Source organism: Nostoc sp. C117, from assembly GCF_043099735.1.
In the GTDB taxonomy this organism is placed as follows: domain Bacteria; phylum Cyanobacteriota; class Cyanobacteriia; order Cyanobacteriales; family Nostocaceae; genus Nostoc.
In genome coordinates this window covers 5,781,022-5,804,522 of the sequence record NZ_CP170991.1, presented here as the reverse complement: position 1 = coordinate 5,804,522, position 23,501 = coordinate 5,781,022, and the positions used below count along the sequence as shown (strand labels likewise).

Below are 23,501 nucleotides of genomic sequence, written 5' to 3'. Positions count from 1 at the left end.
ATTTGATGCCATTATAGTTATCTATTTTATTTAATAGATAACATCAAATAAGCTTAGGAGGCGGAAAGTTATTCCTAAGACAATTGCTAATTCATAACTCATATTCCTCAATTAATTATCCCTCATAGTAATTTTATGTTGTTCATGAGACATCTCTAATCGGTTGCATCTAAAAATTACCCAAGTTTGAGGTAACAGGTAATTTGTGTCAAGCTATTAAACTAATCCATTGTCTGCTTAAATCATTACGGACAAAGTAAAGAAAATAAAATTAAGAATAATTAAGTAATAAATAAAAAAGATAAATTTATTGAAGAAAAATTCAGGAGTCAGAAAGCAATAAGTTGCCAGTCTATCTTGTTGAAGTGTGAAAAACTAAAACAAATTGTAGTCAAAATAGTTAAGACTGATAACATTTGCGGATGAAACAGCCGCTTAAAGGCTAAATCACTAATGAATACTGATAAATGATAGATTCTCTATCATAAGTAAGAGCCATAAAGAAGCTAATATTTGCAACGATCGCTTCTGAACGTACAAAGAGTTATTCATGCAAATTCAAACACCAGACTGGGTGAAACACGCTGTTTTCTACCAAATTTTCCCAGACCGCTTTGCCAGAAGCAAAAAGCCCCGCAAACGGCTATTGCACGAAGCCCGTTGGGAAGATTGGGACGCTATGCCAACACTCCAAGGTTATAAAGGCGGTGATTTGTGGGGCATCATGGAGGGTTTAGACTACATCCAGGATTTGGGGATTAACGCTATTTACTTCACGCCGATTTTCCAATCCGCCAGTAATCACCGCTATCATACTCATGATTATTATCAAGTTGACCCAATGCTGGGGGGCAACGAGGCTTTTAAGGAATTGCTAGACGCTGCTCATCAACGAAATATTAAAGTGGTTCTGGATGGAGTGTTTAACCATTCCAGTCGCGGCTTTTTCTTTTTCCATGACGTTTTGGAAAATGGTCCCCATTCGCCTTGGGTAAATTGGTTCAAAATTGAAAGTTGGCCGCTGTCAGCTTACAATGGCGAGTTTCCTGCCAACTACGCGGGTTGGGCGGGAAATCGCGCCTTGCCAGAATTTAACCACGACAATCCAGAAGTACGAGAATACATTATGGAAATTGCCGAATATTGGATTAAATTTGGCATTGATGGTTGGCGATTGGATGTACCATTTGAAATTAAAACTCCTGGTTTTTGGCAAGAATTTCGCGATCGCGTCAAAGCCATCAATCCTGAAGCTTACATTGTGGGCGAAGTCTGGGGAGATTCCCGTCAGTGGTTAGATGGCACACAATTTGACGGCGTGATGAATTATCTATTTGCCGGACCAACAATTGCTTTTGCAGCTGGCGATCGCGTAGTCTTAGAACAAGTCCAAAGCCGCGACTATCAACCTTACCCACCCTTATTTGCTGCCGAGTACGCCACCAAAATCCAAGAAGTACTGCAACTTTACCCTTGGGAAATTCAGCTAACTCAACTCAATTTGCTGGCAAGTCACGATACAGCCAGATTGATGACCATTGCAGGCGGCGATATCGCCAGTATAGAGTTGTCAACTCTACTGTTACTCACCTTTCCCGGCGCCTCCAGTATTTACTATGGTGATGAAGTTGGCTTACCTGGAGGAATTGACCCAGATTCACGTCGTAGTTTTCCCTTAGAGACTAACTGGAATCAAGAGATTTTTAATACTCACCGCCAATTAATTGCCCTCCGTCACACTTACCCAGCATTGCGTACAGGTGATTACCAAGTCCTTCATGCTCAAGGACAACTTTACATCTTTGCGCGAACTTTGGACAAAGAAGAATTAATAATTGTCGTCAACGCCGGCACAAGTTCGGCCACAGCAAATGTCGATATCCCCAATTTGCACACTCAACCCAACAAGCTCTTATATGGTACTGCTGAAGTTGAGTGGAATAGTGAAGGAGAAACTCAACAGTTATCATTAACCATTCCTGAACGTAGTGGGTGCATTCTGGGGACTGGGAATTAGGGACTGTGGACTGGGGACTGGGGAGATGGGGAGATGAAAAGAGAATTTCACCCCATCTCCCCACACTTCCAATGCCCAATGCCCCATGCCCAATACCCTTACTTTCCTGCCACCATTGCAGGCATCAACACCGCATCAATAATATGGATCGCGCCATTGTCTGTCAAAATATCTGTTTTGAGGACATTGGCGTTATTCACCTTAAATTTTCCACCGGCAGATTCAATCGCTACAATTGACCCTTCAAGCGTCTCTGCCTCATTAATATCTACCAAATCATCAGACCTGACATCCCCACTAACGATATGATATGCCACAATTTTCCTGAGCTTGGGGATATCTTGTAATAACAAATCTAAAGTTCCCTCTGGGAGATTAGCAAAAGCTTCGTCAGTCGGTGCAAAAAGCGTGAAAGAACCAGGACTTTTCAAAGTTTCTATGAAATTTACAGCTTTAGCAGCTTTTACTAGGGTATTGAAATTTCCTGCTGCGATCGCAGTTTCCACAATGTCAGCCATGAGGGTGCTTTAAGTAATACTACAAGTTACTTATAAAGTGATTAAAATACTCTTAGCCTCTATCAACAGAAAGGTTACTGGCGATTAAATAGAAAATAGCAGACTGATTTACTACTGTTAAACTGGTGAATGACCCCAAGAACCACTGATTATGCTAAAGCGTTCTAAGTTCGAGACAACTCAGTCTCAGATTATGCACCGTGCTGAGGATCTGATTAGTGCAGCCTCAAATCGTTACCGCATTACGGTTCAGGTGGCAAATCGTGCCAAGCGTCGGCGTTACGAAGACTTTGAAAGTAACGAAGATGCGATGATGAAACCAGTGCTAAGAGCAATTATCGAAATGTCCGATGAATTGACTCAGCCAGAAATTATCGGCGAATTATAAAAAAGGCATAAGAGAAGGTAGGATGAGCAAACATTTATCGTTCATTCAACCCCGACTCAAGCCCTGGCAGACACTCACTGCCTTAATGGTAGTGGGTGTAATTGTTTTAGGTTCAGGGGCGGGCAAATTAATACAGACAAGTTTATTTAGTATCCAACCTGCATATGCCGAGAGAATCACTCCTAGCGATGTTTGGCAACAGGTGTATCAGGAATTACCAGATTTACCACGAGAAAATAAGTATATCAGCAAAGAAACTGGGAAAGTTGCCGAAAACAATACATTAGTAAATCGCCTAATTAGATATCACATTTATACCAAAGGGCGCGCCCCAATTTATCGTTTGGATTGGAAGTTGACTTTAGCTGATTATCTGGGTGCGAATGAAATAATGTATGATGCTAGCTATCCAGGGAATGATTCATTACGAGAAAATCCGATAGAAGGCGATCGCCAAGCCATCAGTCGTCTCACCCGCAGCCAGCGAAATGCCCTAGTACAAGTCTTAGTCAATATATTTAATCCCACTTCCCAAAACACACCAGTTCCTGTCACCAAAACCACACCCAGTCCTAGTACATCCACTCCCCCAAAGCCACCACAACGGGGAGGTGCCGAACTCCTAAAATGACCAAAGCCATAGTGAAAAATCTTCTTTTGGGGACTTCCAGAAATTAAATTATTCAATTTTGGAGCAAAGATGATCGTTAGATTCTTCCTCCCCTGCTCCCCGGTCACTGAATCTCGACTCACTTCGACGCCGCTCAGTGCAAGTCGCTCGATTTGAGCGTTGGTCATTGAGCGTAGTCGAAATGAGCCGAAATGAGCCGAAGTGCTGCTCCCCCTGCTTGCCAAAGCGATGGGATATTTTTTTAGTTGGAAGTCCCCTGCATTCCTCTGCGTTTAAAAAACTAAACTATGGAACGCGTTGTTAAAACTGGATTTGGTTGGCGTATTGGTTGGAATCCCGATGTACCAGAATTTAAAGGTTTAGTAGGTACAGATGATTGGGCAATTGAGTTAACCGAAGCAGAGTTGAATGATTTTTGTCGTCTACTAGCACAGCTAGCAGACACCATGAAGCAACTCGCAACAGAATTGATGGAAGAGGAAAAAATTGCTTGTGAAGCCGAAAGCGATTTATTATGGATGGAAGTAGAAGGCTATGCTCATGCTTACAGTCTGCGCTTCATATTGAATACAGGGCGATGTGTAGAAGGCAAATGGGATGCTTCTGCGGTTCCAGATTTATTGCAAGCAGCTGGAACGCTCAAGGTTTTTTAAATTTACCTCTTGATTATTCTAAGGTTTTGCTATATAGTAGTAATTCTGACCGGGGCGTAGCGCAGCTTGGTAGCGCGCCACTTTGGGGTAGTGGAGGTCGTGGGTTCGAATCCCGCCGCTCCGATTGATGATAAGCCATACCTGCTAGTGTTTTCAAAATGATTAGCAGGTTTTTTCATGGAATGGCAAATCGGAGAGTTTGCCAAAGCGGTTTTATCTTTGGTAAAAAGCTGGAATTTGGAACCAAATCTGAGAAAGCAAGGATTCCTTCTCTTCTTCGCTTAATTAACCTGAGTTTGGGATAAGGAAAGGGACAGGTAGTAAGCTGAAAATAACGTCAAATCCAGCACCTGTCCCATTAATTCTCCAAGCTTTAAAATTCTCTGCGTCTCGGTGTCTGGATGTCTCTGTGTCAGTTCAATCTATCAAAACTAAGTTTTTGGCTTGATATATGCGATCGCTTGTTTCCAAACAGTGGTTTGCTGACTGTTTTCATCAGCAATACACATACAATGTGGATCTTGCCATAAAACCCTTCCTGTAATCACATCACCAGTCAGCAGCTTAAACTCTACCGGTATTGTTTGTTTAATCAGGTTTTGAACTTGTCTAATACTGGGCAAAGTGGTGTCAAATTCAGTAATCATAGTCATTAGTCATTAGTTATTAGTCATTGGTCATTGGTCATTAGTCATTGGGCATTAAATGACAAAAGACAAATGACAAATGACAAAACACAAATATAAGTTAAAGATTTTGGAAATGGCAATGGAATTTACTAAGTATCATGGTCTAGGCAACGACTTTATTCTCATTGACAATCGCTCGTCATCTTTGCCTGTATTGACTCCACAGCAAGCCATTAAGTTGTGCGATCGCCATTTTGGCATCGGTGCTGATGGTGTTATTTTTGCCCTACCAGGAGAAAATGGCACTGATTACACCATGCGGATTTTTAATTCCGATGGTTCGGAACCAGAAATGTGTGGTAATGGTATTCGCTGTTTAGCTGGTTTTTTAGCAGATTTAGAAGGTGAAGCCCGGAATAAAGACTCATATCGCATTCATACCCTAGCTGGTGTGATGATTCCCCAACTGTTGTCTGATGGTCAAGTTAAGGTAGACATGGGTTTACCCAGGTTACTTGCTGGCGAAATTCCTACCACCCTTACACCCACTGAAGAAAAAGTAATTAATCAGCCGTTGGAAGTGGCGGGGAAAACTTGGGATGTCACCTGTGTAAGTATGGGAAATCCCCACTGCATTACCTTTGTGGAAGATATCGCCGCAATTGAGTTAGAAACCATCGGCCCAAAATTTGAGCATCATCCAGCTTTTCCCCAACGCATAAATACCGAATTTATTCAAGTTGTGCGGCGTGACTATTTGAAAATGCGAGTGTGGGAACGGGGTGCTGGGATTACATTGGCTTGTGGAACTGGCGCTTGTGCTTCGTTGGTGGCTGGTGTGCTGACTGGAAAATGCGATCGCATTGCCACTATAGAATTACCAGGTGGGGTTTTGCAAATTGAATGGTCAGACATCGACCAAAGGGTTTATATGACTGGGCCAGCTGAGAAGGTATTCACAGGTAAACTTTAATTACCACAAAAAGGACTAAATTCCTGACTACCAACTTGTTAAGATTCACTTTCTACTGGTGATTTTATGGGGGTATTAACACTAGATTCTAGAGATTCTTTATTAGAAATTGCTAGATATATACCCCCTAAAATTAGAACTAATCCTAGCAAGTTAAAAATACTCAAGTTTTCCGAGAAAAGTATCCAAGCAAGAATAGCCACAATCACTGGATTGAGTAGCAAGAGTAAAGAGATAAATCCTGAGGAAAAAGTTTTCAGGCTGTAGACAATTAGCCCATGACCTAAAGCTTCACAAATAGCAGCTAGAGCAAATACTACCAACCATCCTGACAAAGTAACTGGGAAAACTTGTTTTTCAAAGATTAGGACTACTGGGATCATCAATGAAGTTGCAATCACACAGCGCCACACGAGGATGGTGATAATTGAAAACTTATTGCGGATTTGCTCAATAAGTAAAAAGTTTGCTGCATAAAAAACCGATGATATCAGGGCTACAGCATCACCTGTAAAATTGTTATTAGAGCGCAATAAATCTTCAAATCCAACAGCGATCGCACCTATTATGGCTAAAATCAAACCGATGATAAATTTCCGCCCAAAAATTTGACCAAAAAATAGCCATCCTCCTAATGTAGTAAATAGCGGATTGAGACTACCTAAGGCATTAGCATTCGCAGCACCAGTCTGAGTTAGCGACCAAGTCCAAGATAATCTACCTAATACATGAACTAAACCCACTGCTATTAAGAAAGTTATCTCTTTGATTGGATAACGCTGCTTTGGTAAAATTGGCTCATCATCTATAATCTGAGTACGCGCTTGGTTAATTCCACTCCATAATCCAAAGATAATAGTTGCTATCCATAACCGATTAAATAATGTAGTAATAGCGCTCATTTCGCTAACAGCAATTTTAATAAATATTGCTGTTGTTGATAAAGCTAGTAATGCAATAATTACTATTAATATTGGCAGTATTTTTGAAGGGTTTTCAGCTTTTTGTTGTCTTAAATTTAATTTATTTTCTAGCATTTGATTATATTTATTAAACGAATTGCAAATTGCACAATCTTCTTCTGTGATGGCTGCTGCACGAAGGCGTAAAAATATATAATTTAGACGCGTATTTGCTTATGACTATTGGTATTACTTAGGTAGTAGTGCCATAGAAGTCTTGCAGCGATCGCTCTCCACGGTCGCCAGTGCTGAGTCATAGTTTCCAGTTGTGCTGGTGTTGGACGCGTCGCTAAGTTTTTGAGTTTTTGTAAAGCGATCGCGATCGCTAAATCCCCTTTAGGAAAGACATCAGGACGTTGTAGCGCCATGAGCAAATAAATATCAACTGTCCAATCTCCAATACCTTTAAGGCGCTTTAACTCAGTTCTGATAGTAGTTTCGTCCATTCTTTCCAGCTTACTTAAGTCAAGCTGACCGCTTGTGACTGCATTCGCCAACCCACGACAGTATAGAATCTTTTGCCGACTGAATCCAATCCCTCTTAATTGAGCATCATCCAATGTGAGAAAATTTTCTGGCGTCAGCGTTACAACAACCTCGCTTAGTCGATTAAATACAGCTTTTGCAGCCGCTAAGGAAACTTGTTGTTCCAGAATTATGCACAGAAGTGTTGCAAAACCCGGTTTTCTTGACCATATAGGTGGAGTCCCCAGTGTCTCTAAAATTCGAGCCAAATCGCTATCAATATTGGTAAGCACCATTAAACCACGAGTCAGACTTTCTTCAGTCAACGATTCTAGTTGAAGTGTTTGTGCAGCTATTTCTTCCAATGTCATCTTTTTGAAGAGCCAGAAGGCAAGATTTCTTTAATTTTGAATTTTGTTTAGTGAGTCCGCATACTCTTACAGAGAAGCAAGCTACGCTTTTAGCGTTTCCTAAAGAGCGTCATTTTGAATTCGGGACTTCCAGAAATTAAATTATTCAATTTTGCCAGAGAAGACGATCGTTAAATTCTCCCTCCCCTGCTCACCGAAACGATGGGATATTTTTTTAATTGGAAGTCCCTTCCCCTTGGTGGTTGATTCTTGTATAAGCAGTTTTTGTTTGCGCTCAATTCCCCAGTGATAACCACCAAGACTGCCATCACTCCGCAGCACACGGTGGCATGGTACTATCAATGCGATCGGATTAGCTCCACAAGCATTTCCCACTGCGCGGACTGCCTGGGGCTTGGCAATATCACGAGCAATATCAGTGTAGGTGCGCGTTTCGCCATAGGGAATTTTCTCTAATGCTTGCCACACCTGTTTTTGAAATACTGTACCACGTACATCAAGTGGTAAATCGAGATGTGTCTCACCTCCTGCAATCAAGTCAAGGATTGCTTGTATCCAGTCTTTATGTGTGCAATCGTCACGCCTGATGTGCGCTTGATGAAATTCTTCGAGCAAAATTTGTTCCAACTTGTCTGCTTCATCACCTAATTTTACGGCGCAGATTCCCTTCTCTGTTGTTGCCACTAGCAAATATCCTAATGGAGATAAAGCGATCGCATAAACAATAAACATCGTCTTTCCGGCTTGCTGATAACTTTTTGGTGTCATTCCCAGTTGCTTAGGTGCTTTTTCATATACTCGACTACTTGAACCATATCCCGAATCGTAAAGTGCATCACTAATTTTGTCTCCTTCTTGAAGACGCTGCTTTAATCGCTGGGTACGTAGCGCATCTGCATATTGAAAAGGGGATACACCAATTATTTGCTTAAATATTCTTTGTAGATAAGTGGGACTCATTCCTACCTGAGAGCATAGTTCCGAAAGAGTTGGGATGCGATCGATTTGTGCTTCAATGTATCTACATACGGCTAAAACTTTCGCTTTAGCTGGATTTAGAACTGTTTCAGATTGTGGCTGACAACGCTTACAAGGGCGAAAACCTTCAATTTCAGCTTCTTGTAGCGATTTAAAGAAACAAACTTGGTGGCGATTTGGTCTGCGACTAGGGCAAATAGGTCGGCAATAAATACCTGTAGAGCGAACACCGTAGAAAAGCTTCCCTTCAAAAGCGGGATCTCGATTGAGAACTGCTTGCCAGAGGGTTTCTTCCAAAAGTTGTGTCTGTTGTAATTGCATTCATGTCTCCTTGAATCTATGGCAAAGTATCCCCACTTTGGAGTCTTTATTATTAGTTTTTGCTTTTAGATATAGTGTTTTCTAAGCAACTGAGGTACAACTTAACCTCCCCTCGATAAAGCTATGCTTTATCTTCCCTCTCTTTGATTGCTACGGTCTACACATAAGTCTCTTGACTTGCACCTTTATTGCATTGACTTGCAGCCTTGGGCATCAAGTTCTTTTCCACTTGTGTTTACACCGTAGCTCCTGATTGGGGGTGAGGTTTTTCTTTGTACTTCACTCTTATTGGGAACTGCTATAAAACTAGATTAAATGTATCGATAAACTATTTTCTATCTGATTGTTGCGATCGAAGTTGATGAACTCATGTCAAAGCTATTCGTCAACGACACCGACACAATGCTGCAAGGTCTTTTGACATCTAGAACACCAATTCAGTAATCCTGGAAGAACCTCTCCCGCAACCCCTTTCCGCTTCGGAGAGGGCAGGGTGGTTTCATACAAGCAGAGAAAAACTAAAACTGGGTATCAAAGCCTCTTCCTCACGGGGGGAGAGGTTTGGAGAGAGGGAAAAAGCCATACTACAAAACGATCAATCAAGACTTGTGTATTTCTCTTTTTTCGTATGAAACCACCTGCCCAACGCTCGTAGGGTAGGGGGTTGGGGGGTTAGGTTTTTGATTACTGAATCGATGCTTTAGGCATCTGCTTTAACTTGACACCAACGATACACCCACCCTACAAGAAGTAGTTGAGTATTTTTTTATTTGTCAGTTCCTTACGAATTAGGAATTATTTAATACGATTTACCATCACTACCAAAGTATTCTCTATAGCCACAAATTTTGTCTTCACGCACATCAAAGGAAACTGCTACTCGATTTTTGTAAGGCTGTCCAAATAAAAGTCCTTCATCTCGAAATTCAAAGACAGCTGTCGTTTCATTGCTTGTAACGCGGTCTAGACCATTTAATTTTAATCCAGGACTAAAGGATTGAGAAACGTACTCGAAAAATTCTCTAGCTCGTTCTTTCCCTACATTGAACCCGTGGAATTTTCCCATAGGAAACCAAAGGGTAAAATCTTCTGTAAGCATATCTAATAAAGCTTCCCACTCACCTGTTGCCATACCGTGCGTCAGATTCTCAAATGCTAATCGAGCAACTTTTAAAGTATTTTCTGAATCTTGTGTCATTTTATGTTCCCTTTCATATCTAACTTTCTATACAAATTTAGTTTTTAAGTTGTAGAATTACTAGCTAGTTATTTCACACATATACATAGGTATTCAAATGAAAAAGAACACCTCTACAGGGCGCAAACATGTAGAAACTGAAGAGTCACTCAACTCAGTTCTCACGTTTTCACAACTGCCTTTTGACGTGAAAAACTTTGTTAGTGATAAATATGCTACTGCCCAAGTTCTATCTGTAAACGAGAGTACAGGCGAATCTACACAGCGAGTAGTCTTGAAAAAGGGTTGGAATGCACCTGTTGGTCATTTTACTACCGATGTGGAAATTTTTGTCTTAACCGGCGTCCTTTACCAGGGTGGGTTTTTACTACGCAATCTCAGTTACTCTTTCATCCCGGCTGGCATACCTACTGGTCCTTGGAAAACGGAAGAAGACACTATTATTTTGTGGATGCCAGATGCCACACCCGTTTACATAACAGAAGACTACGCAAATCTTGAGCAAATCCCCCAAACTTCTGCATATCATCCAAATATGCAAAACCATGAACGGATGACTGAGTATATTCCATCGCAAGAACTCCACGCAATGAAATGGGAAAGTACAACCTTTTTACCTGCTGGTTCGGCGCGTAAAAGTCTATATACCAATAAAAAAACTGGACGCGCCACGTGGGTTCTCGGTCTAGTACCAATGTGGATTGAAGGTAACTTTTATGCTGGTCATCCTACTACCGAGGAGGCGTATGTTATCTGTGGAGATGTGCTTGGACATTGGTCTATGAGTGACGATCCTTTTAATAGACGTTATACAGGAATGTACAAAGATGGCTATTACTGGCGACCAGCACACATTCCCCACGGACCTTTCTGGACAGAGAGTGGAGCGCTACTTTTGTTTCGCACCAGCGATCGCCTAGACTGTTATTGGATGCTGCATAACCCAGACATTACCCAGCAAGATAACGCACGTCTCCAATCTGCACTCGATCGCCAGAAATAATAACCTTGTGTTTTTAGATGGCAGTATCAAGCCTCGATTGCCGGATGATACTCATCTGGGTTATCAAAGCCAGCGATCCACGCGGCAGCTTGATGGCAACTTTGCATATATGGGGGAACGCGCAAAATATGAGTATGGCCTGTGGATGGACAACTGACTTTCAAAACCATAAACGCCTCGTCATCCTCAAAAGGAATGTAGACTAGTTGGCGTTCTCCACCTGCATCGCGATCGCGATCGCGTACTAACCCGCCTACTTGCTGCAAAAATCTCTCGTATCCCAGACGTTCAATCAGTACGCGTCGCAACTCAACGTTCTCCATATTGAGGATATCTTGTCCGGTTATGGATTGGGATGCAAAAGCAATCTTATCGTTCACCTGCACCCCTCGCCAGCGCAGGATGAAACCATGCCCCCCAGGTAAACTAGTAATACCACTCCCAGCTAACTCGATCCAATGAGTGACATGGAGACCTTTGGCAAGGCTCGTCAGGTTCACACAATCGCTAATATCCAGACTTTCACAGGTGAGATTTTCAGGTAGATTGTAAAGTTCTAACGCCCCACTTAAATCCAAATGACCTAAAACGCGCATACTATCCCATGAACGATGCTCAAGGATGAGTTTTCTAGCACGTTCCCCTGATATAGGTTCGTGGCTTTCGTTTGGGCACTGCTTAACTGGTTTATTTGGAACACGCCCATTTGCCATCATCTTCAGCATTAGTCAATTACCTCCACGTAAGCATCAGGGCGATATTCACGTTGTCTCCAGACGTGATAAAGCCCCTGGGGTAATTCAATTGCTCGATGTTCTTCATGAACTAAGGTAGCAGTTGGTTCTTTAATCTCAAGAAAAAGGTCATTACCATTGACCCACAATTGAACGGCATGGGATTGCTGAATGCGATGGCTATGTCCTGTGACTTCACCATGAGCCAGAGTCGCACCTACACACTTTTGAGCATTGACAGGTAAGGTGTCAATATGTCTGAGGAGAACATCGCCGTGTCTGTAAAGAACACCAGTTTCGTTAGTTTGGGACTTGTTACGGTTGTTCAGCATGTTCTTATTATACAATACCTCTGCTATTAATCTTTGCAGATCCAACTCTTCCCCGTTTTGATTAACTGCTATAAAAACTGGAAATACCAGGACAACTCATACAGTTGAAAAAGGCTCTTAGCGCTCTTCTATGACTCTAGAGAGAGAATAATCCAAGCGATTAGAAATCGCTGCTACACAAACAAAGTCCACGTGGTGCGCTTGCGCTGCGCGAAGCGCACCACGTGGACTAACTCCAAAATAGGGTTTCAAATTTAGTCAGACCAGAGTAATAAAAGAGCGTTAGACTAGCTCCTTAATATTTTGTTGTTCTGGCACACTTGATTCACTAAAGACGGCTACGTATAACCATCCTGCTAAAACAGCCCCCAAGATAGGAGCTATCCAAAACAGCCAGACTTGTGAAAAAAGTTCTACACCCGCAAATAGAGCAACTCCAGTACTACGGGCAGGATTAACCGAGGTATTGGTTACAGGAATGCTAATTAGGTGAATCAAGGTGAGTCCAAAACCAATTGCCAGTGGTGCAAATCCTTTAGGAGCGCGCTTATCAGTGACACCCAGAATAATCAACAGAAACATGAAAGTCATCACAACTTCAGTGATAAGGCAAGCAAATAGCGTATAACCACCTGGAGAATGAGTACCATAACCGTTGGTAGCCAATGGGTTGGAGCCAGTCAGGGTAAATCCAGTTTTGCCGCTAGCAATCAGGTAGATAATGCCCGCACCAACAACTGCACCGATCGCTTGAGAGACGATGTAAGGTAGTAAGTCAGACCCCGGAAACCGCTTACCTGCCCACAGTCCAAACGAAACAGCTGGGTTGAAATGACCTCCAGAAATATGACCAAAAGCATAAGCCCCTGTGAGGACAGTAAGCCCAAATGCCAGGGATACACCTACTAATCCAATACCCAATGGGAAAGAAGTATTTTCGCTGATTTTTGCAGCATCTGCTGTGTAGGCGGCCGCTAGAACAGCACTACCACAGCCACCTAAAACAAGCCAAAATGTACCAATAAATTCAGCCAAGCAACGTTTCATCAGAGACATCTTTAAAAGCACTCCTTAATTCAGATACAAATCAAAAATTGAATATTACTAACTGATAACTATAAATTGCAGAATATTTGAGATATTCCTGTTACCAGTAAATCTATTGAGGTTGTTTTGTTATTAAACTAAATCGAAAAAATAAAGATTTATTTTTTCTTTAAGAAGAAATCGTCCTTATAAAATATGAAGATACCGGAAAAACTAAAATTACAAAAAAAATGCTTAATTTTTTAATAATTTTATTTAGGCATAGCGATCGAATTTAATTCCTGTAGCTACCCTTAGAAACAGGGAACTCTTAACCGGAGCATCTCAATGAGTGTAAAAACACACTTGCCCTGGCGAATGGAATTCGTGCGCCAGTTGCTCATGGGGGAAACCCCCTTCTCTACGAGACGCTCCGCGATCGCATAGCGTTCCGTTCGCGTAGCGTCTCGTAGAGAAGGAAAGGCGCTAGCCTCTCCCTTTGGGAGAAAACCGCACTGGCTTGGCTATACAGACAAAACCCACGCAGGTGGGTTTCAAATTCTTTGAACCCGCGTAGCCGCGATTTCTAATCGCCTGGTATATTTGCAAAGGTGAGATGCTCCCACTCTTAACAGATGTAATGCTCTGATTTTCGACACAATCTAAAATTGAATTTATTCGTCAATCTGCCATGAATCCTTAGTTAATTCTTCATCTAGAATTTTCTTCCGACGCAAAATAATAATTATTCGTCCTAGTAGAGCAATTTCTGGCTCAGTTTCAAACCATTTAAAATCTAATTCCCCAGCTTTTTCAATAACAAAGTAGTTAGAAGCATCCCATTGCCGTTGGGCGCGGTCTACCACTATTACCACTGATTCTGCTTGACTTGGATTTTGGTTCGGTAAGCGATCGCTATTTCCTAAAATCGCTACTGGATCTTCTGCCGCCAACAGCACTTGCCAACCTGGTAAGGGCACCCAAGCTTGCTCTCCGGCAAATTTAACCATGCGAAATGGTTCAACTGCTGTCACTAGAGGCACAGCTTGTAAATCTTGCGCTGATAATGGCAATTCCCCTACCACAGGCACAATTCGGGGTAATTGTTCTTCAGATTCCAGGCGGTAAAAGGGTAAAATTGGAGCCGGACGCTTGGGGACGGTAGTAAAATCAGTCAGTAATTCTTCGATTTGTTTTCTGGCTTCTGGGGTGTGAGCAAAACGCAAACCTTTAGCAATCAGACGCGATCGCTGTTGTAAATCTGAGTTTTGCCGTGCTAGTTTCCAAACTTGATAAGCAACTGCATCCCCAGGATGGGCAGAAAATCCTTCTGGCAAAGTGCGGAAATAGGAAAATTCCTTGATGGCTTTGGCAACTTCCCGCGCTTCATCGGAGTCTATTTTCTGGTCGAAGATTAGTGCCGCAGCGGCGGCGCGTTCTTCTTGGGTGAGCAAACGCAACTCATACAAAACATCACTACCGCGAGTGGCATAGTGCGATCGCACTGCTTCGGAAACTTCCGACTTTTCCAAAGAATTGTAAACTTGGGAACCAACAATCACCTGATTTTGTTGAATCGGCTCAAATCCTGTTGCTTCAAATATATCTTGGGGATTGTAACCAATTTTTTGCAACGAGGCGATCGCGTATCCCCATTCCACCCAGTTGCCTTGCTTTTGCCTCAACTTTCGCAGTAACTCTTGTGCTACATCGTCAGTAGTATTTTCGGAATTGTGAGTGTTGGGTGGTAGATCAGTCATAAATCGGAGTTTGAGCTTCAACTTGAAAGGTTGATAAATACCTATGAGCAAGTCTTATTCTAATCTATCCATTACCCAGAGCTACTGTCTTGAGTTCATCTATGATAAGTTCAGCTGAATAACTAAAAGATTTTGACAAGCAAATTTAGTCCGTGCTTATCAATTAAATGTGTCTAAAAATTAAAATTTACTCCGTGATAACCCCTGATAGAATGTTGCTATTTTCAATTAAGCTTGGTATGGAATATAACAAGATAATGAAATATTTAAAGGAAAGATTTTATGGATAATGGCAGTCTGGAAATTGATAAAGTCCAGTATCAAGTTATGACTCTCGAACGTCCAAAAAAACTAAAAATTCTCGTAGTTGACGATGAACCAGATAATCTCGATCTGCTTTATCGCACCTTTCGCCGCGATTTTAATGTTCTGAAAGCTGATAGTGGGGTCAACGCCCTACAAGTTTTGGCAGCAGAAGGAGAGGTAGCGGTGATTATCTCCGATCAACGGATGCCAGAAATGAAAGGAACTGAGTTTCTCAGCAAAACTGTACCTCAGTTTCCCGATACAGTCCGGATAATTCTCACCGGATTTACTGATATTGAAGACTTGGTAGAAGCGATTAACGCCGGGCAAGTCTACAAATATATCACCAAGCCTTGGGACCCAGGCGAACTGAAGGCGGTAGTGCAAAGAGCAGCAGAAACCTACGACTTGCTCAAGCAACGTACAGAAGAATTACGTCGTGCCCAAGCTCAAATGGCGCTCCTGAGTGTTTTGGTACAGATAACTCAAGCAACTTCCAACTTAGAGGAAACTCTCGCCCCAATTGCTAGGGCTTTTTCTGAGACTTTTGGTACCCAAGGCTGTATTCTACAATTGATAAATGAAAATACTCTGGTTGATACCCAAGGCAGTTACAGCGATACAGGTAAAATAGAAAATTGGCTTTCCCAAGACCCACTAACACAGGAAGCGATCGCCACAGGGCAAATTCAAGTTTCCTTGAATATACTTAAAGACACCAAATTAAATGATGCCATTCACTACAAAAATAGTGGTGTGCAAGCACATTTAGTTATGCCGATTAGCTACCGCAATCAATTGTTGGGCGTATTGTCATTACAGTGGAAACAACCGTGCGTTTTGCGAGAAGATGAATTAAGGCTGATTGATTTATCAGCGCAACTAGTAGCGATCGCTCTAACTAGTAATCGCTGCCATTAAAGCATTGTGTAGTTGTCATTTGTCATTTGTCATTTGTCAAAAACCAATGCCCAATGCCCAATGAATGCCCAATGCCCAATACCCAATGACTAACGAAATTCAGTCCATTTTTAACCGTATTGCCCCAGTTTACGATCAGTTGAATGATTGGTTGAGTCTGGGACAACACCGAATCTGGAAAGAAATGGCAGTGAAATGGAGTGCAGCGAAACCGGGTGATAATGCACTAGATTTGTGTTGCGGTAGTGGTGATTTAGCCTTACGTTTAGGACGACGTGTGGGAGCAACAGGACAGGTGTACGGAGTAGATTTTTCTCCAAACCTGCTAGAAACTGCTAAAGAACGCTCCCAAAAGCAGTACCTTCAACCTGTTATCACCTGGATAGAAGCCGATGTGCTTAATTTACCCTTTGACGATAACCAATTTGATGCCGCAACAATGGGCTATGGCTTAAGAAATGTCAAAGATATTTCTCGCAGTCTTCAAGAGTTATACCGTGTCCTGAAACCAGGAGCTAAAGCTGCGATTTTAGACTTTCATCGACCGAGTAATCCTCAGCTACGTGCCTTTCAGCAGGCCTATCTGGACAATTTTGTGGTGCCAGTTGCCAATTATTTAGGCTTAAAGCAAGAATATGCTTACATCAGTCCTAGCTTAGATCGCTTTCCCATTGGCAAAGAGCAAATAAAATTCGCTCATCAAGTTGGTTTTGCCATTGCCACCCACTACCCCATTGCGAACGATATGATGGGAGTGCTAGTAGTCAAGAAAAATGAGTGATGAGTTAGGAATTAAAAGTTATGAATTTTGAGTAGTTATAAATTCTCATTGACAATTTATCATTTCTAATTCCTGTATAAACGCGATTAGTCGCGTCTCTACTCCTCACTGCTCACTCCTAACTTTTTTAATTCTTCCCTTGGACTGGTCTCATCTTTGGCTTTATGTGTCTCCCCCGGTACTGGGTGCAATTATTGGCTATTTCACAAATGATATAGCCATCAAAATGTTGTTCCGTCCTTACCGAGCAATTTATATTGCTGGACGAAGAGTACCCTTTACCCCTGGATTAATTCCCCGTAACCAGGAACGTCTAGCTCAGAACATTTCTAAGACAATTATGGGGTCGCTACTGACACCACAAGAATTGCAAAATCTGGCACGGCGTCTCTTGCAAACAGAACGGGTACAAGGAGCAATTCTCTGGTTGTTGCGGCTGGCGATCGAACAAATCAAAACAGATAAAAACCAAAAAAGTGCCAAAATTGTCGCGGGAATTTTACGGGATTTACTAGGAGAATCCCTGCCACGATTATTGAAGGTTTTGGCACGACGAGAAGATTTTTTGGAAGCGCAAATCACGCAAATTTTTGATCGTATATTGTTGGAATTTCAACTAAGTGAAGAACAAGCAACGCGGCTTGCAGATTGGTTATTGCAAGTAGTTTTACCGCCGGATATATTGCGCCAAGCAATAATTGATTTTTTGACCGATCGCACAATTCAAATTATTGATGAAGGCTTTCGGGAAAAAACCAGTGGTACTTATTGGGTAGTCGCAAATTTGTTTGGTTTACGTAATACTCTGACGCGGCTCAGAACTTTTTGCTTAGATGAGAAAGAAGCTACAAATACTCGCTTGCAGGAATTAACTCAAGATTTGCAAATGCGCGATCGCATTAGAAAATTACTGCAAAATTCATCATTACAAAATTTGCCAATTGGCACAGTACGGCAATTACGAAAAACCACAGGCGAAAGTGTCCGCCATTACCTACAAAGCAGTGGCAGTGATTTACTACAAGGGTTAACTGATTCTGTTGATTGGGAAAATATTGCTGTAGTCCTGTTGAATCGCCTTAGTACTTCACCTGTTGTTAATACTTCTTTAGAAGTGATGAGTCAAGAATTGGCTTTAATTTTAGAAAAGTATTTAGAAAAAGATTTAGAAGTAATTGTGGCACAGGTGATTCCAATTTTGTCAATAGATCAAGTAATAGTTGACCGTGTAAAATCTACTTCACCCGCTGATTTAGAAGCAGCTATTGAAGGAATTGTCAAAAATGAATTACAGGCAATTGTAACTTTAGGTGGTGTTTTGGGTTTTGTTGTGGGTTTATTCCAAACAGTGTTTTTACTATTAAGCCAATATTAGTTTTTTCTTGCTGCCTGTAAATTTTTGCAAAATGATAGTGACAAATTGCTCCTTGTTTGAAACAAGCAAAATAGAGCGATCGCCTTTTGAGAGAAGATTTGGGTGAAAAAAGCACTTCTTGCTGAGGGTAGAAGGCAGAAGGTTTGCTCTTGCAGTCTATTAGTCTGCCAAGGGAATTTTGCGTGGTGGCAAGCTCTTGGGCAGAGGTGCAGAGGGGCAGGGGGGAAAGAACTTGTACAAATCTCTCCTCTGCTCCCCTGCTCCTCTGCCGACCTCCACCCAGTAATTTTGGGTTGGCGAACTACTAGGCTTCTCTAGGAGACGCTCCCTGAACAGACCTACACTGATTGATAGCGACACGAAAAAGCGAGTCAGACGCTCCTGCATCTCTAACACTGCGCTATCAAGCGTCTTGCAGTACACCTGTGGCAGAGATTTTGGAGTGGGGCTTCAACCTTTACTCCCTTTGGTCGTGGCAGAGGCCAGGAATCAGAATTCCCTTCTGCCAACTGAGTCTCCTACCCTCTGGCTTTCTTGCTAAAACTCAAGTAAATAAGTACTGAGTAAGTTTAATTTAACTAGTACTCGGTAAGATAAATAAATTAAGAATTATTTGGACTCACCTTGTATCTCTCTTTGCAAAGACTGTACTTATATAAAATCCAAAATCTATAGATATTTACTGATAAAGTCTGTCATTGGTCATTAGTCACTTTTATTACAAATGACTAATGACTACAAATAAAGATAGCTAAGCAAGTTGAAACAGGAATGTCATCAAATCTCCTTTGCCCAAACTAATGCGATCGCCTGGTCGTAATCGGTGACGATTCCCCGGTAGTAGTGGCAAATTATTGATGTAAGTGCCATTGGAACTTCCTACATCTTCTACATAGTGAGCGTCTCCTTCGACGCGAACATCTGCATGAATCCGCGAGACAATTTCTGAATTGGGAAATCCTGAAACATCCACATCTGGAGGAATGCGATCGTTTGGCTTGCCAATATGAATCACAGAGAAATTTTGTGGCAATTCAATCAACGTATCAGTTTGAACGTGGACTAATCGCGCACTCACCTGCTGTAATTGCGTTCTGGCCGCAGTTACTGTTGGTGTTGGTGTTGATGGTGGGGATACTTCCGTCTCTAAGATTGGTTCTGGTTCCAAAGGCGGTGGTGTAGGAATACTTTGGCTAGATACTATAGGTTCAGCAGCAGGTTCAGCAGCGACAGTTGGCGGTGGTGTTGGTGGGCTGTTTTCTGAAACATCTGCCTGTGGCGGAGTTACTGGGGAAACTGCCACCGCAGTTGGTGGTAAAGATGAGGTTACAGGAGGATGGGAGTTATTAGATCCGCTCATTCCCAAAGCATCTGGTTGTAAAAGTTCTAGAAGTGGATCGGGAGTAACTAATGGCGGAACTTCCACAGACATATCGGGAGTAACTGTTGCAGCCACTGGGGCATGAACGTGTGGAACTGCTGCTGAGTGCAAATTATAGCCACACTGTCCACAAAATGCAGCATCTGCCTGCACCGTTGCAGCACAACTGGGACAGTGAGTAGTTGCTGGTAACGGCGTGTAGCACGCTTCACACTGCACAGCGCCGTCAGGATTGGGATGATTGCAATTAGGGCAGACGATCATCGATTTTAGCCTTTGTTCAAGATCATCGTAAAATTAGGTACGACTGGCAAGCTCCAGGGGCAGCCTTAGTTTTCGATTGTAACAATTGTCCTGAGGGGACGCGGGGTAGGGGGCTGGGAGATGGGGAGACTTATAGTGAACTGACTTGTACTAAGTTTCGACTACGCGGAAATCGAGCGACTTGCACTGAGCGGCGTCGAAGTGAGTCGAGATTCAACTACCGCAAAGCCGAAGTATGGGGAAAGAATTTCACCCCACCACCCCACCCCTCCCAATGCCCAATGCCCACTTGCCCTGACTTGTGCCGAGCAAACTTGTACTGAGTTTTGACTACGCGGAAATCGAGCGTTCGCGTAGCGTCTCCGTTAGGAGAAGTCGAGATTCAACTACCGCAAAGTCGAAGTAGCTGAGGTAGTGAAGTCAAAGGGATGCCCAATGCCCCTTCTTTCTTAAGTTTGGAGTTCCAACCCTGCTGCTGCATCTAGCAGCCACCAAAGTTTTCCTTGGGGCTGAATTAGACGCGATGGGTAAGCGAAGTCATCGGCGATGGGCGCAAAAACTTGCGCCAAAGCTGGTCTTTTGTTAGCACCAGCAACCAGAAAAATCACGCTGCGAGCAGAGTTGATGAAGGGGTATGTGAAACTTATCCGGGGGTTTCCGTCTTTGTTACCCACAGTAATCAGGCGATCGCGTACTTTCAGAGCCTCTGTGTGAGGAAACAAAGATGCGGTATGTGCATCATCACCCATTCCTAGTAATATTACATCCAAAACTGGAAATTCGACCCCAGGAGAATTGAAAAATTCTTTGAGATGCTGTTCATACTTAGCAGCAGCCAGTTCTGGATTAGCTTCTAAAGTTGGTACGGGGTGAATGTTAGCCGCTGGGATATCAACATGATTTAGCCATGCACGACGCGTCATCAATTCATTGCTATCGGGATGATCCGATGGTACGTAACGTTCATCCCCCCAGAATACATGAATTTTATCCCAAGGCAATTTTTGATTAGCAATCGCTTCGTATAACGGCTTAGGTGTACTACCGCCAGATAAGGCAATGGTAAATTGCCCCCGCTGCTCAATGGCAGTTTCTAACTTCGACAAAATTAATTCTAGCGCTCGTGCAACCAGCGCTGGCTGATCCGGTAGAATTTCAACCGTTTTGTTCATAGCTTCATCATGATATTGCTGGCTTCCAGCAATACAATACCGAACTTATTACAATCTCCCTTTTTAACTTTTGAAATATTTAACATCATGGATTAAGTAGCTTAAATAAATGTGGAAGCACTTTATCACCTTCAAAGGTAAGTTGTCAGTAGTCAGTCGTACTAACTACTAGTAGTCTGCTAACCCAAAATTGTTGGATGGTGGGGAAAACTAGGTAAAAAGACAAAGTGAAAGACATTAAAAAGCTTTCCCCTTTTCCCTTTAATCTTTAAAGAGCAAAAGTTCACTAATGCGAACTACTAACTACTATCATGATTATTTTTGTTTACACCCAGTTATTTCATACTTTGTTGATTGACAGTAGATAGAATAATTTTCTTAAAAATTAACAAAAATTTATAAAAATAATTAATTACTTCCTTTTGAGTCGTAAGGGGCGCAGTTATTGCGCCCCTACTAAATATTTTGAATAGCGACAATGATATATTACAAATCACCTACAAATAGATCTTTCCAGTTGGCGATCGCTTCGCGTTGGGCGATTAACAACTCCTGAATTCCTTTTTGGGCAACATCTAGCAGCTGATTCAACTGACTACGGCTAAAACTGCCTTCTTCGCCTGTTCCTTGCACTTCAATGATTCCTAGATCTTGATTCATCACCACATTAAAATCTACTGTTGCAGCCACATCTTCGATATAATTCATATCTAAAAATGGCTCTCCCTCCAGTAATCCTACGGAAACTGCTGCGACCTGTCCACACAAAGGCGATCGCTCCAACCTCCCCTGCTGCAACAATTTAGAAATGGCATGAGCCAAGGCGACAAAAGAACCTGTAATCGCTGTTGTCCTAGTTCCAGCGTCAGCTTGCAACACATCAGCATCAACAGTCAGCGTGTGTTCTCCCAGTGCTTCAAAATCTATGGCTGCGCGTAAGCTACGTCCGATTAAACGTTGGATTTCTTGCGTCCGTCCAGATAACTTCAATAATTCCCTTTCTTGCCGTTGTTGTGTAGCAGATGGCAACATTCGATATTCAGCAGTTAGCCATCCCTTACCACTTCCTTCCAGAAATCTGGGAACTCCCTTAGTTACGCTCACGGTACAAAGTACCTGAGTATCACCGCATCTTGCAAGAACAGAACCAGGAGCAAAGCGGGTGAAACTGGGGTAAAAGCTGATGGGACGTAGTTCGTAAGGAAGACGGCCGTCGGGACGCTGCCAAGCCATTGGAGTTACCTCAAGATTACATAGAATACTGCCTTAAGGTTACCTTAGTGGAGTATTGGGCATTAAGAGTGCTGTTAGCGGTAGCGGGGCGTTTAGCCCGTGCTGAGTTCAGAGTTCTCAGTCAACTTTGACTCCCCACTCCTAACTCCTAACTCTCCGCTCCCTACTCAGCACTCTTCTAAGGAACTGAAAGCAGAGTCAAAATATTTTGCAGCACTATCTCTGGTGATTGGTCGCCGTTGATGGTTAATAGACGGCGGCGGCGATCGTAGTATTCTAGGATCGGGATGGTGCGATCGTAAAATACTTCTACACGACGCTGTACGATTTCTGGTTGGTCATCTGGTAGCGATCGCCCGAGCGATCGACTAACCATCACTGCTTCTGGAACTTGTAGATAAATCGCCCAATCTAGCTTTTGCCCTAAATCATCCAAGAAAAAATCTAATTCTTCAGCTTGAAAGGCAGTACGGGGATAACCCTCCAACACCCAATCACAGTTAATATCTGGTTGTCTAAGGCGAATTCGGATCAATTCAACGATCATTTCGTCTGGGACTAATTCGCCTTTTTCTACGTATGTCCCTGCGTGGTAGCCTAATTCACTCAGGCTAGCGTAAACAGAAAGATAACTCCGGGGATCGGCTGGCGACCATTGGAATTGCGGCAGCGACTTGTCACCAGATATGGCTTCCCGTAAAATCTCACCTGTAGAAATCAGAGGAATATCAAAGTATCTGCAAAGCCTTTCTGCTTGAGTGCTTTTACCCGATCCTGAACCTCCCAGAATCACTAATCTCACAACAATTCACTCCTCATCCTGTCAAATTCACTACTTTCTAAATCTGTTTTGCCCAAACAACCGAAAAATCTAACATTTACTGACTTTCAGGCGCTACTTCCAGCTTTTTTAAGTGATTGTAACTGTAACTTAGGTGTTCTTATTTTTACCACTACTTTCAGAGAAAAAACGAAAATTCAAATCAAAATAACCCTTGACTTCAGCACAAGGTAGTGTTTGACTAAGAATGCAATTTGCCAAATCCACTACACCTGTGAAAACAGATTGATTATACAGGGAGATTTGTAATCGCCAACCAAAGTAAAAA

23 protein-coding genes and 1 tRNA gene are annotated in these 23,501 nt (G+C 42.4%); 10 read left to right on the top strand and 14 right to left on the bottom strand.

Annotated features, from left to right (window positions below; all coding sequences use genetic code 11):
• Positions 1 to 550: 550 nt before the first annotated feature.
• Entirely contained in the window at positions 551 to 2,017 is a 1,467-nt protein-coding gene (locus ACFG4S_RS25015) for a glycoside hydrolase family 13 protein (protein ID WP_392531635.1), read from the top strand.
• 98 nt (positions 2,018 to 2,115) lie between these two features.
• Here the strand turns inward: ACFG4S_RS25015 and ACFG4S_RS25010 are convergent, their stop codons facing one another.
• Positions 2,116 to 2,535 carry a fasciclin domain-containing protein gene (locus ACFG4S_RS25010; protein WP_392531634.1) on the bottom strand — a complete coding sequence of 140 codons (420 nt, stop codon included), beginning with the start codon at positions 2,533 to 2,535 and terminating at the stop codon, positions 2,116 to 2,118.
• 151 nt (positions 2,536 to 2,686) lie between these two features.
• Here ACFG4S_RS25010 and ACFG4S_RS25005 point away from each other — a divergent pair, with 151 nt between their 5' ends.
• The 4 genes from ACFG4S_RS25005 to ACFG4S_RS24990 all read left to right on the top strand — a co-directional run bounded on the left by ACFG4S_RS25005 (position 2,687) and on the right by ACFG4S_RS24990 (position 4,331).
• Positions 2,687 to 2,923: a DNA-directed RNA polymerase subunit omega gene (locus ACFG4S_RS25005; RefSeq protein ID WP_094351515.1), complete on the top strand. Its 237-nt coding sequence runs from the start codon at positions 2,687 to 2,689 to the stop codon at positions 2,921 to 2,923.
• Positions 2,924 to 2,945: 22 nt separating this feature from the next.
• A complete protein-coding gene (locus ACFG4S_RS25000) occupies positions 2,946 to 3,554 on the top strand; it encodes a hypothetical protein (RefSeq protein ID WP_392531633.1) in 609 nt (202 codons plus the stop codon).
• 287 nt (positions 3,555 to 3,841) lie between these two features.
• Positions 3,842 to 4,207 (top strand): DUF1818 family protein, encoded by a 366-nt coding sequence (locus tag ACFG4S_RS24995; RefSeq protein WP_392531632.1) that lies wholly within the window; start codon positions 3,842 to 3,844, stop codon positions 4,205 to 4,207.
• A gap of 50 nt (positions 4,208 to 4,257) precedes the next feature.
• Positions 4,258 to 4,331, top strand: a tRNA-Pro gene (locus ACFG4S_RS24990).
• A 307-nt stretch (positions 4,332 to 4,638) separates the two neighbouring features.
• Here ACFG4S_RS24990 and ACFG4S_RS24985 read toward each other — a convergent pair.
• On the bottom strand, positions 4,639 to 4,854 hold the full coding sequence (locus tag ACFG4S_RS24985; protein ID WP_392531631.1) for an RNA-binding protein hfq: 216 nt from the start codon (positions 4,852 to 4,854) through the stop codon (positions 4,639 to 4,641).
• A 115-nt stretch (positions 4,855 to 4,969) separates the two neighbouring features.
• On the opposite strand from ACFG4S_RS24985, the gene dapF reads away from it, so the two are divergent.
• Positions 4,970 to 5,809 carry a diaminopimelate epimerase gene (gene dapF / locus ACFG4S_RS24980; protein ID WP_392536076.1) on the top strand — a complete coding sequence of 280 codons (840 nt, stop codon included), beginning with the start codon at positions 4,970 to 4,972 and terminating at the stop codon, positions 5,807 to 5,809.
• Between the two features lie 38 nt (positions 5,810 to 5,847).
• Here the strand turns inward: dapF and ACFG4S_RS24975 are convergent, their stop codons facing one another.
• From ACFG4S_RS24975 to ACFG4S_RS24960, 4 genes are all read right to left on the bottom strand, one after another.
• Entirely contained in the window at positions 5,848 to 6,846 is a 999-nt protein-coding gene (locus ACFG4S_RS24975) for a DMT family transporter (RefSeq protein ID WP_392531630.1), read from the bottom strand.
• Positions 6,847 to 6,929: 83 nt separating this feature from the next.
• Positions 6,930 to 7,607, bottom strand: coding sequence for a DNA-3-methyladenine glycosylase family protein (locus tag ACFG4S_RS24970; protein ID WP_392531629.1), 678 nt, complete (start codon positions 7,605 to 7,607; stop codon positions 6,930 to 6,932).
• A 141-nt stretch (positions 7,608 to 7,748) separates the two neighbouring features.
• Positions 7,749 to 8,906 carry a bifunctional DNA-binding transcriptional regulator/O6-methylguanine-DNA methyltransferase Ada gene (gene ada / locus ACFG4S_RS24965; RefSeq protein ID WP_392531628.1) on the bottom strand — a complete coding sequence of 386 codons (1,158 nt, stop codon included), beginning with the start codon at positions 8,904 to 8,906 and terminating at the stop codon, positions 7,749 to 7,751.
• 799 nt (positions 8,907 to 9,705) lie between these two features.
• Positions 9,706 to 10,104 carry a nuclear transport factor 2 family protein gene (locus tag ACFG4S_RS24960; protein ID WP_392531627.1) on the bottom strand — a complete coding sequence of 133 codons (399 nt, stop codon included), beginning with the start codon at positions 10,102 to 10,104 and terminating at the stop codon, positions 9,706 to 9,708.
• A 97-nt stretch (positions 10,105 to 10,201) separates the two neighbouring features.
• On the opposite strand from ACFG4S_RS24960, the gene ACFG4S_RS24955 reads away from it, so the two are divergent.
• A complete protein-coding gene (locus ACFG4S_RS24955) occupies positions 10,202 to 11,107 on the top strand; it encodes a DUF4437 domain-containing protein (RefSeq protein ID WP_392531626.1) in 906 nt (301 codons plus the stop codon).
• A 26-nt stretch (positions 11,108 to 11,133) separates the two neighbouring features.
• On the opposite strand, the gene ACFG4S_RS24950 is transcribed toward ACFG4S_RS24955, so the two are convergent.
• The 4 genes from ACFG4S_RS24950 to ACFG4S_RS24935 form a co-directional block, all read right to left on the bottom strand.
• The gene (locus ACFG4S_RS24950) at positions 11,134 to 11,832 is read right to left on the bottom strand and encodes a DUF6745 domain-containing protein (RefSeq protein WP_392531625.1); all 699 of its coding nucleotides are present in this window, start codon (positions 11,830 to 11,832) and stop codon (positions 11,134 to 11,136) included.
• On the bottom strand, positions 11,832 to 12,173 hold the full coding sequence (locus tag ACFG4S_RS24945; RefSeq protein WP_392531624.1) for a hypothetical protein: 342 nt from the start codon (positions 12,171 to 12,173) through the stop codon (positions 11,832 to 11,834). The genes ACFG4S_RS24950 and ACFG4S_RS24945 overlap by 1 nt, the downstream gene beginning before the upstream one ends.
• 282 nt (positions 12,174 to 12,455) lie before the next feature.
• Entirely contained in the window at positions 12,456 to 13,229 is a 774-nt protein-coding gene (aqpZ, locus tag ACFG4S_RS24940; protein WP_392531623.1) for an aquaporin Z, read from the bottom strand.
• 644 nt (positions 13,230 to 13,873) lie between these two features.
• A complete protein-coding gene (locus tag ACFG4S_RS24935; protein WP_392531622.1) occupies positions 13,874 to 14,959 on the bottom strand; it encodes a RuBisCO accumulation factor 1 in 1,086 nt (361 codons plus the stop codon).
• Between the two features lie 282 nt (positions 14,960 to 15,241).
• Between ACFG4S_RS24935 and ACFG4S_RS24930 the strand changes: the two genes are divergently transcribed.
• The 3 genes from ACFG4S_RS24930 (at position 15,242) to ACFG4S_RS24920 (ending at position 18,342) form a co-directional block, all read left to right on the top strand.
• Positions 15,242 to 16,186 (top strand): response regulator, encoded by a 945-nt coding sequence (locus ACFG4S_RS24930; RefSeq protein ID WP_392531621.1) that lies wholly within the window; start codon positions 15,242 to 15,244, stop codon positions 16,184 to 16,186.
• An 85-nt stretch (positions 16,187 to 16,271) separates the two neighbouring features.
• Complete coding sequence (ubiE, locus tag ACFG4S_RS24925; RefSeq protein WP_392531620.1) at positions 16,272 to 16,967, top strand: bifunctional demethylmenaquinone methyltransferase/2-methoxy-6-polyprenyl-1,4-benzoquinol methylase UbiE; 696 nt, start codon at positions 16,272 to 16,274, stop codon at positions 16,965 to 16,967.
• Positions 16,968 to 17,106: 139 nt separating this feature from the next.
• Positions 17,107 to 18,342 carry a DUF445 domain-containing protein gene (locus tag ACFG4S_RS24920; RefSeq protein ID WP_392531619.1) on the top strand — a complete coding sequence of 412 codons (1,236 nt, stop codon included), beginning with the start codon at positions 17,107 to 17,109 and terminating at the stop codon, positions 18,340 to 18,342.
• Positions 18,343 to 19,093: 751 nt separating this feature from the next.
• On the opposite strand, the gene ACFG4S_RS24915 is transcribed toward ACFG4S_RS24920, so the two are convergent.
• The 4 genes from ACFG4S_RS24915 to ACFG4S_RS24900 all read right to left on the bottom strand — a co-directional run bounded on the left by ACFG4S_RS24915 (position 19,094) and on the right by ACFG4S_RS24900 (position 23,194).
• Complete coding sequence (locus ACFG4S_RS24915) at positions 19,094 to 19,987, bottom strand: FHA domain-containing protein (RefSeq protein WP_392531618.1); 894 nt, start codon at positions 19,985 to 19,987, stop codon at positions 19,094 to 19,096.
• Between the two features lie 449 nt (positions 19,988 to 20,436).
• Positions 20,437 to 21,159, bottom strand: a complete 723-nt coding sequence (gene pgl, locus ACFG4S_RS24910; protein WP_392531617.1) for a 6-phosphogluconolactonase — start codon at positions 21,157 to 21,159, stop codon at positions 20,437 to 20,439.
• Between the two features lie 486 nt (positions 21,160 to 21,645).
• On the bottom strand, positions 21,646 to 22,392 hold the full coding sequence (rph, locus tag ACFG4S_RS24905) for a ribonuclease PH (RefSeq protein WP_392531616.1): 747 nt from the start codon (positions 22,390 to 22,392) through the stop codon (positions 21,646 to 21,648).
• A gap of 178 nt (positions 22,393 to 22,570) precedes the next feature.
• Positions 22,571 to 23,194 carry an adenylate kinase family protein gene (locus ACFG4S_RS24900; protein ID WP_392531615.1) on the bottom strand — a complete coding sequence of 208 codons (624 nt, stop codon included), beginning with the start codon at positions 23,192 to 23,194 and terminating at the stop codon, positions 22,571 to 22,573.
• Between the last annotated feature and the right edge of the window lie 307 nt (positions 23,195 to 23,501).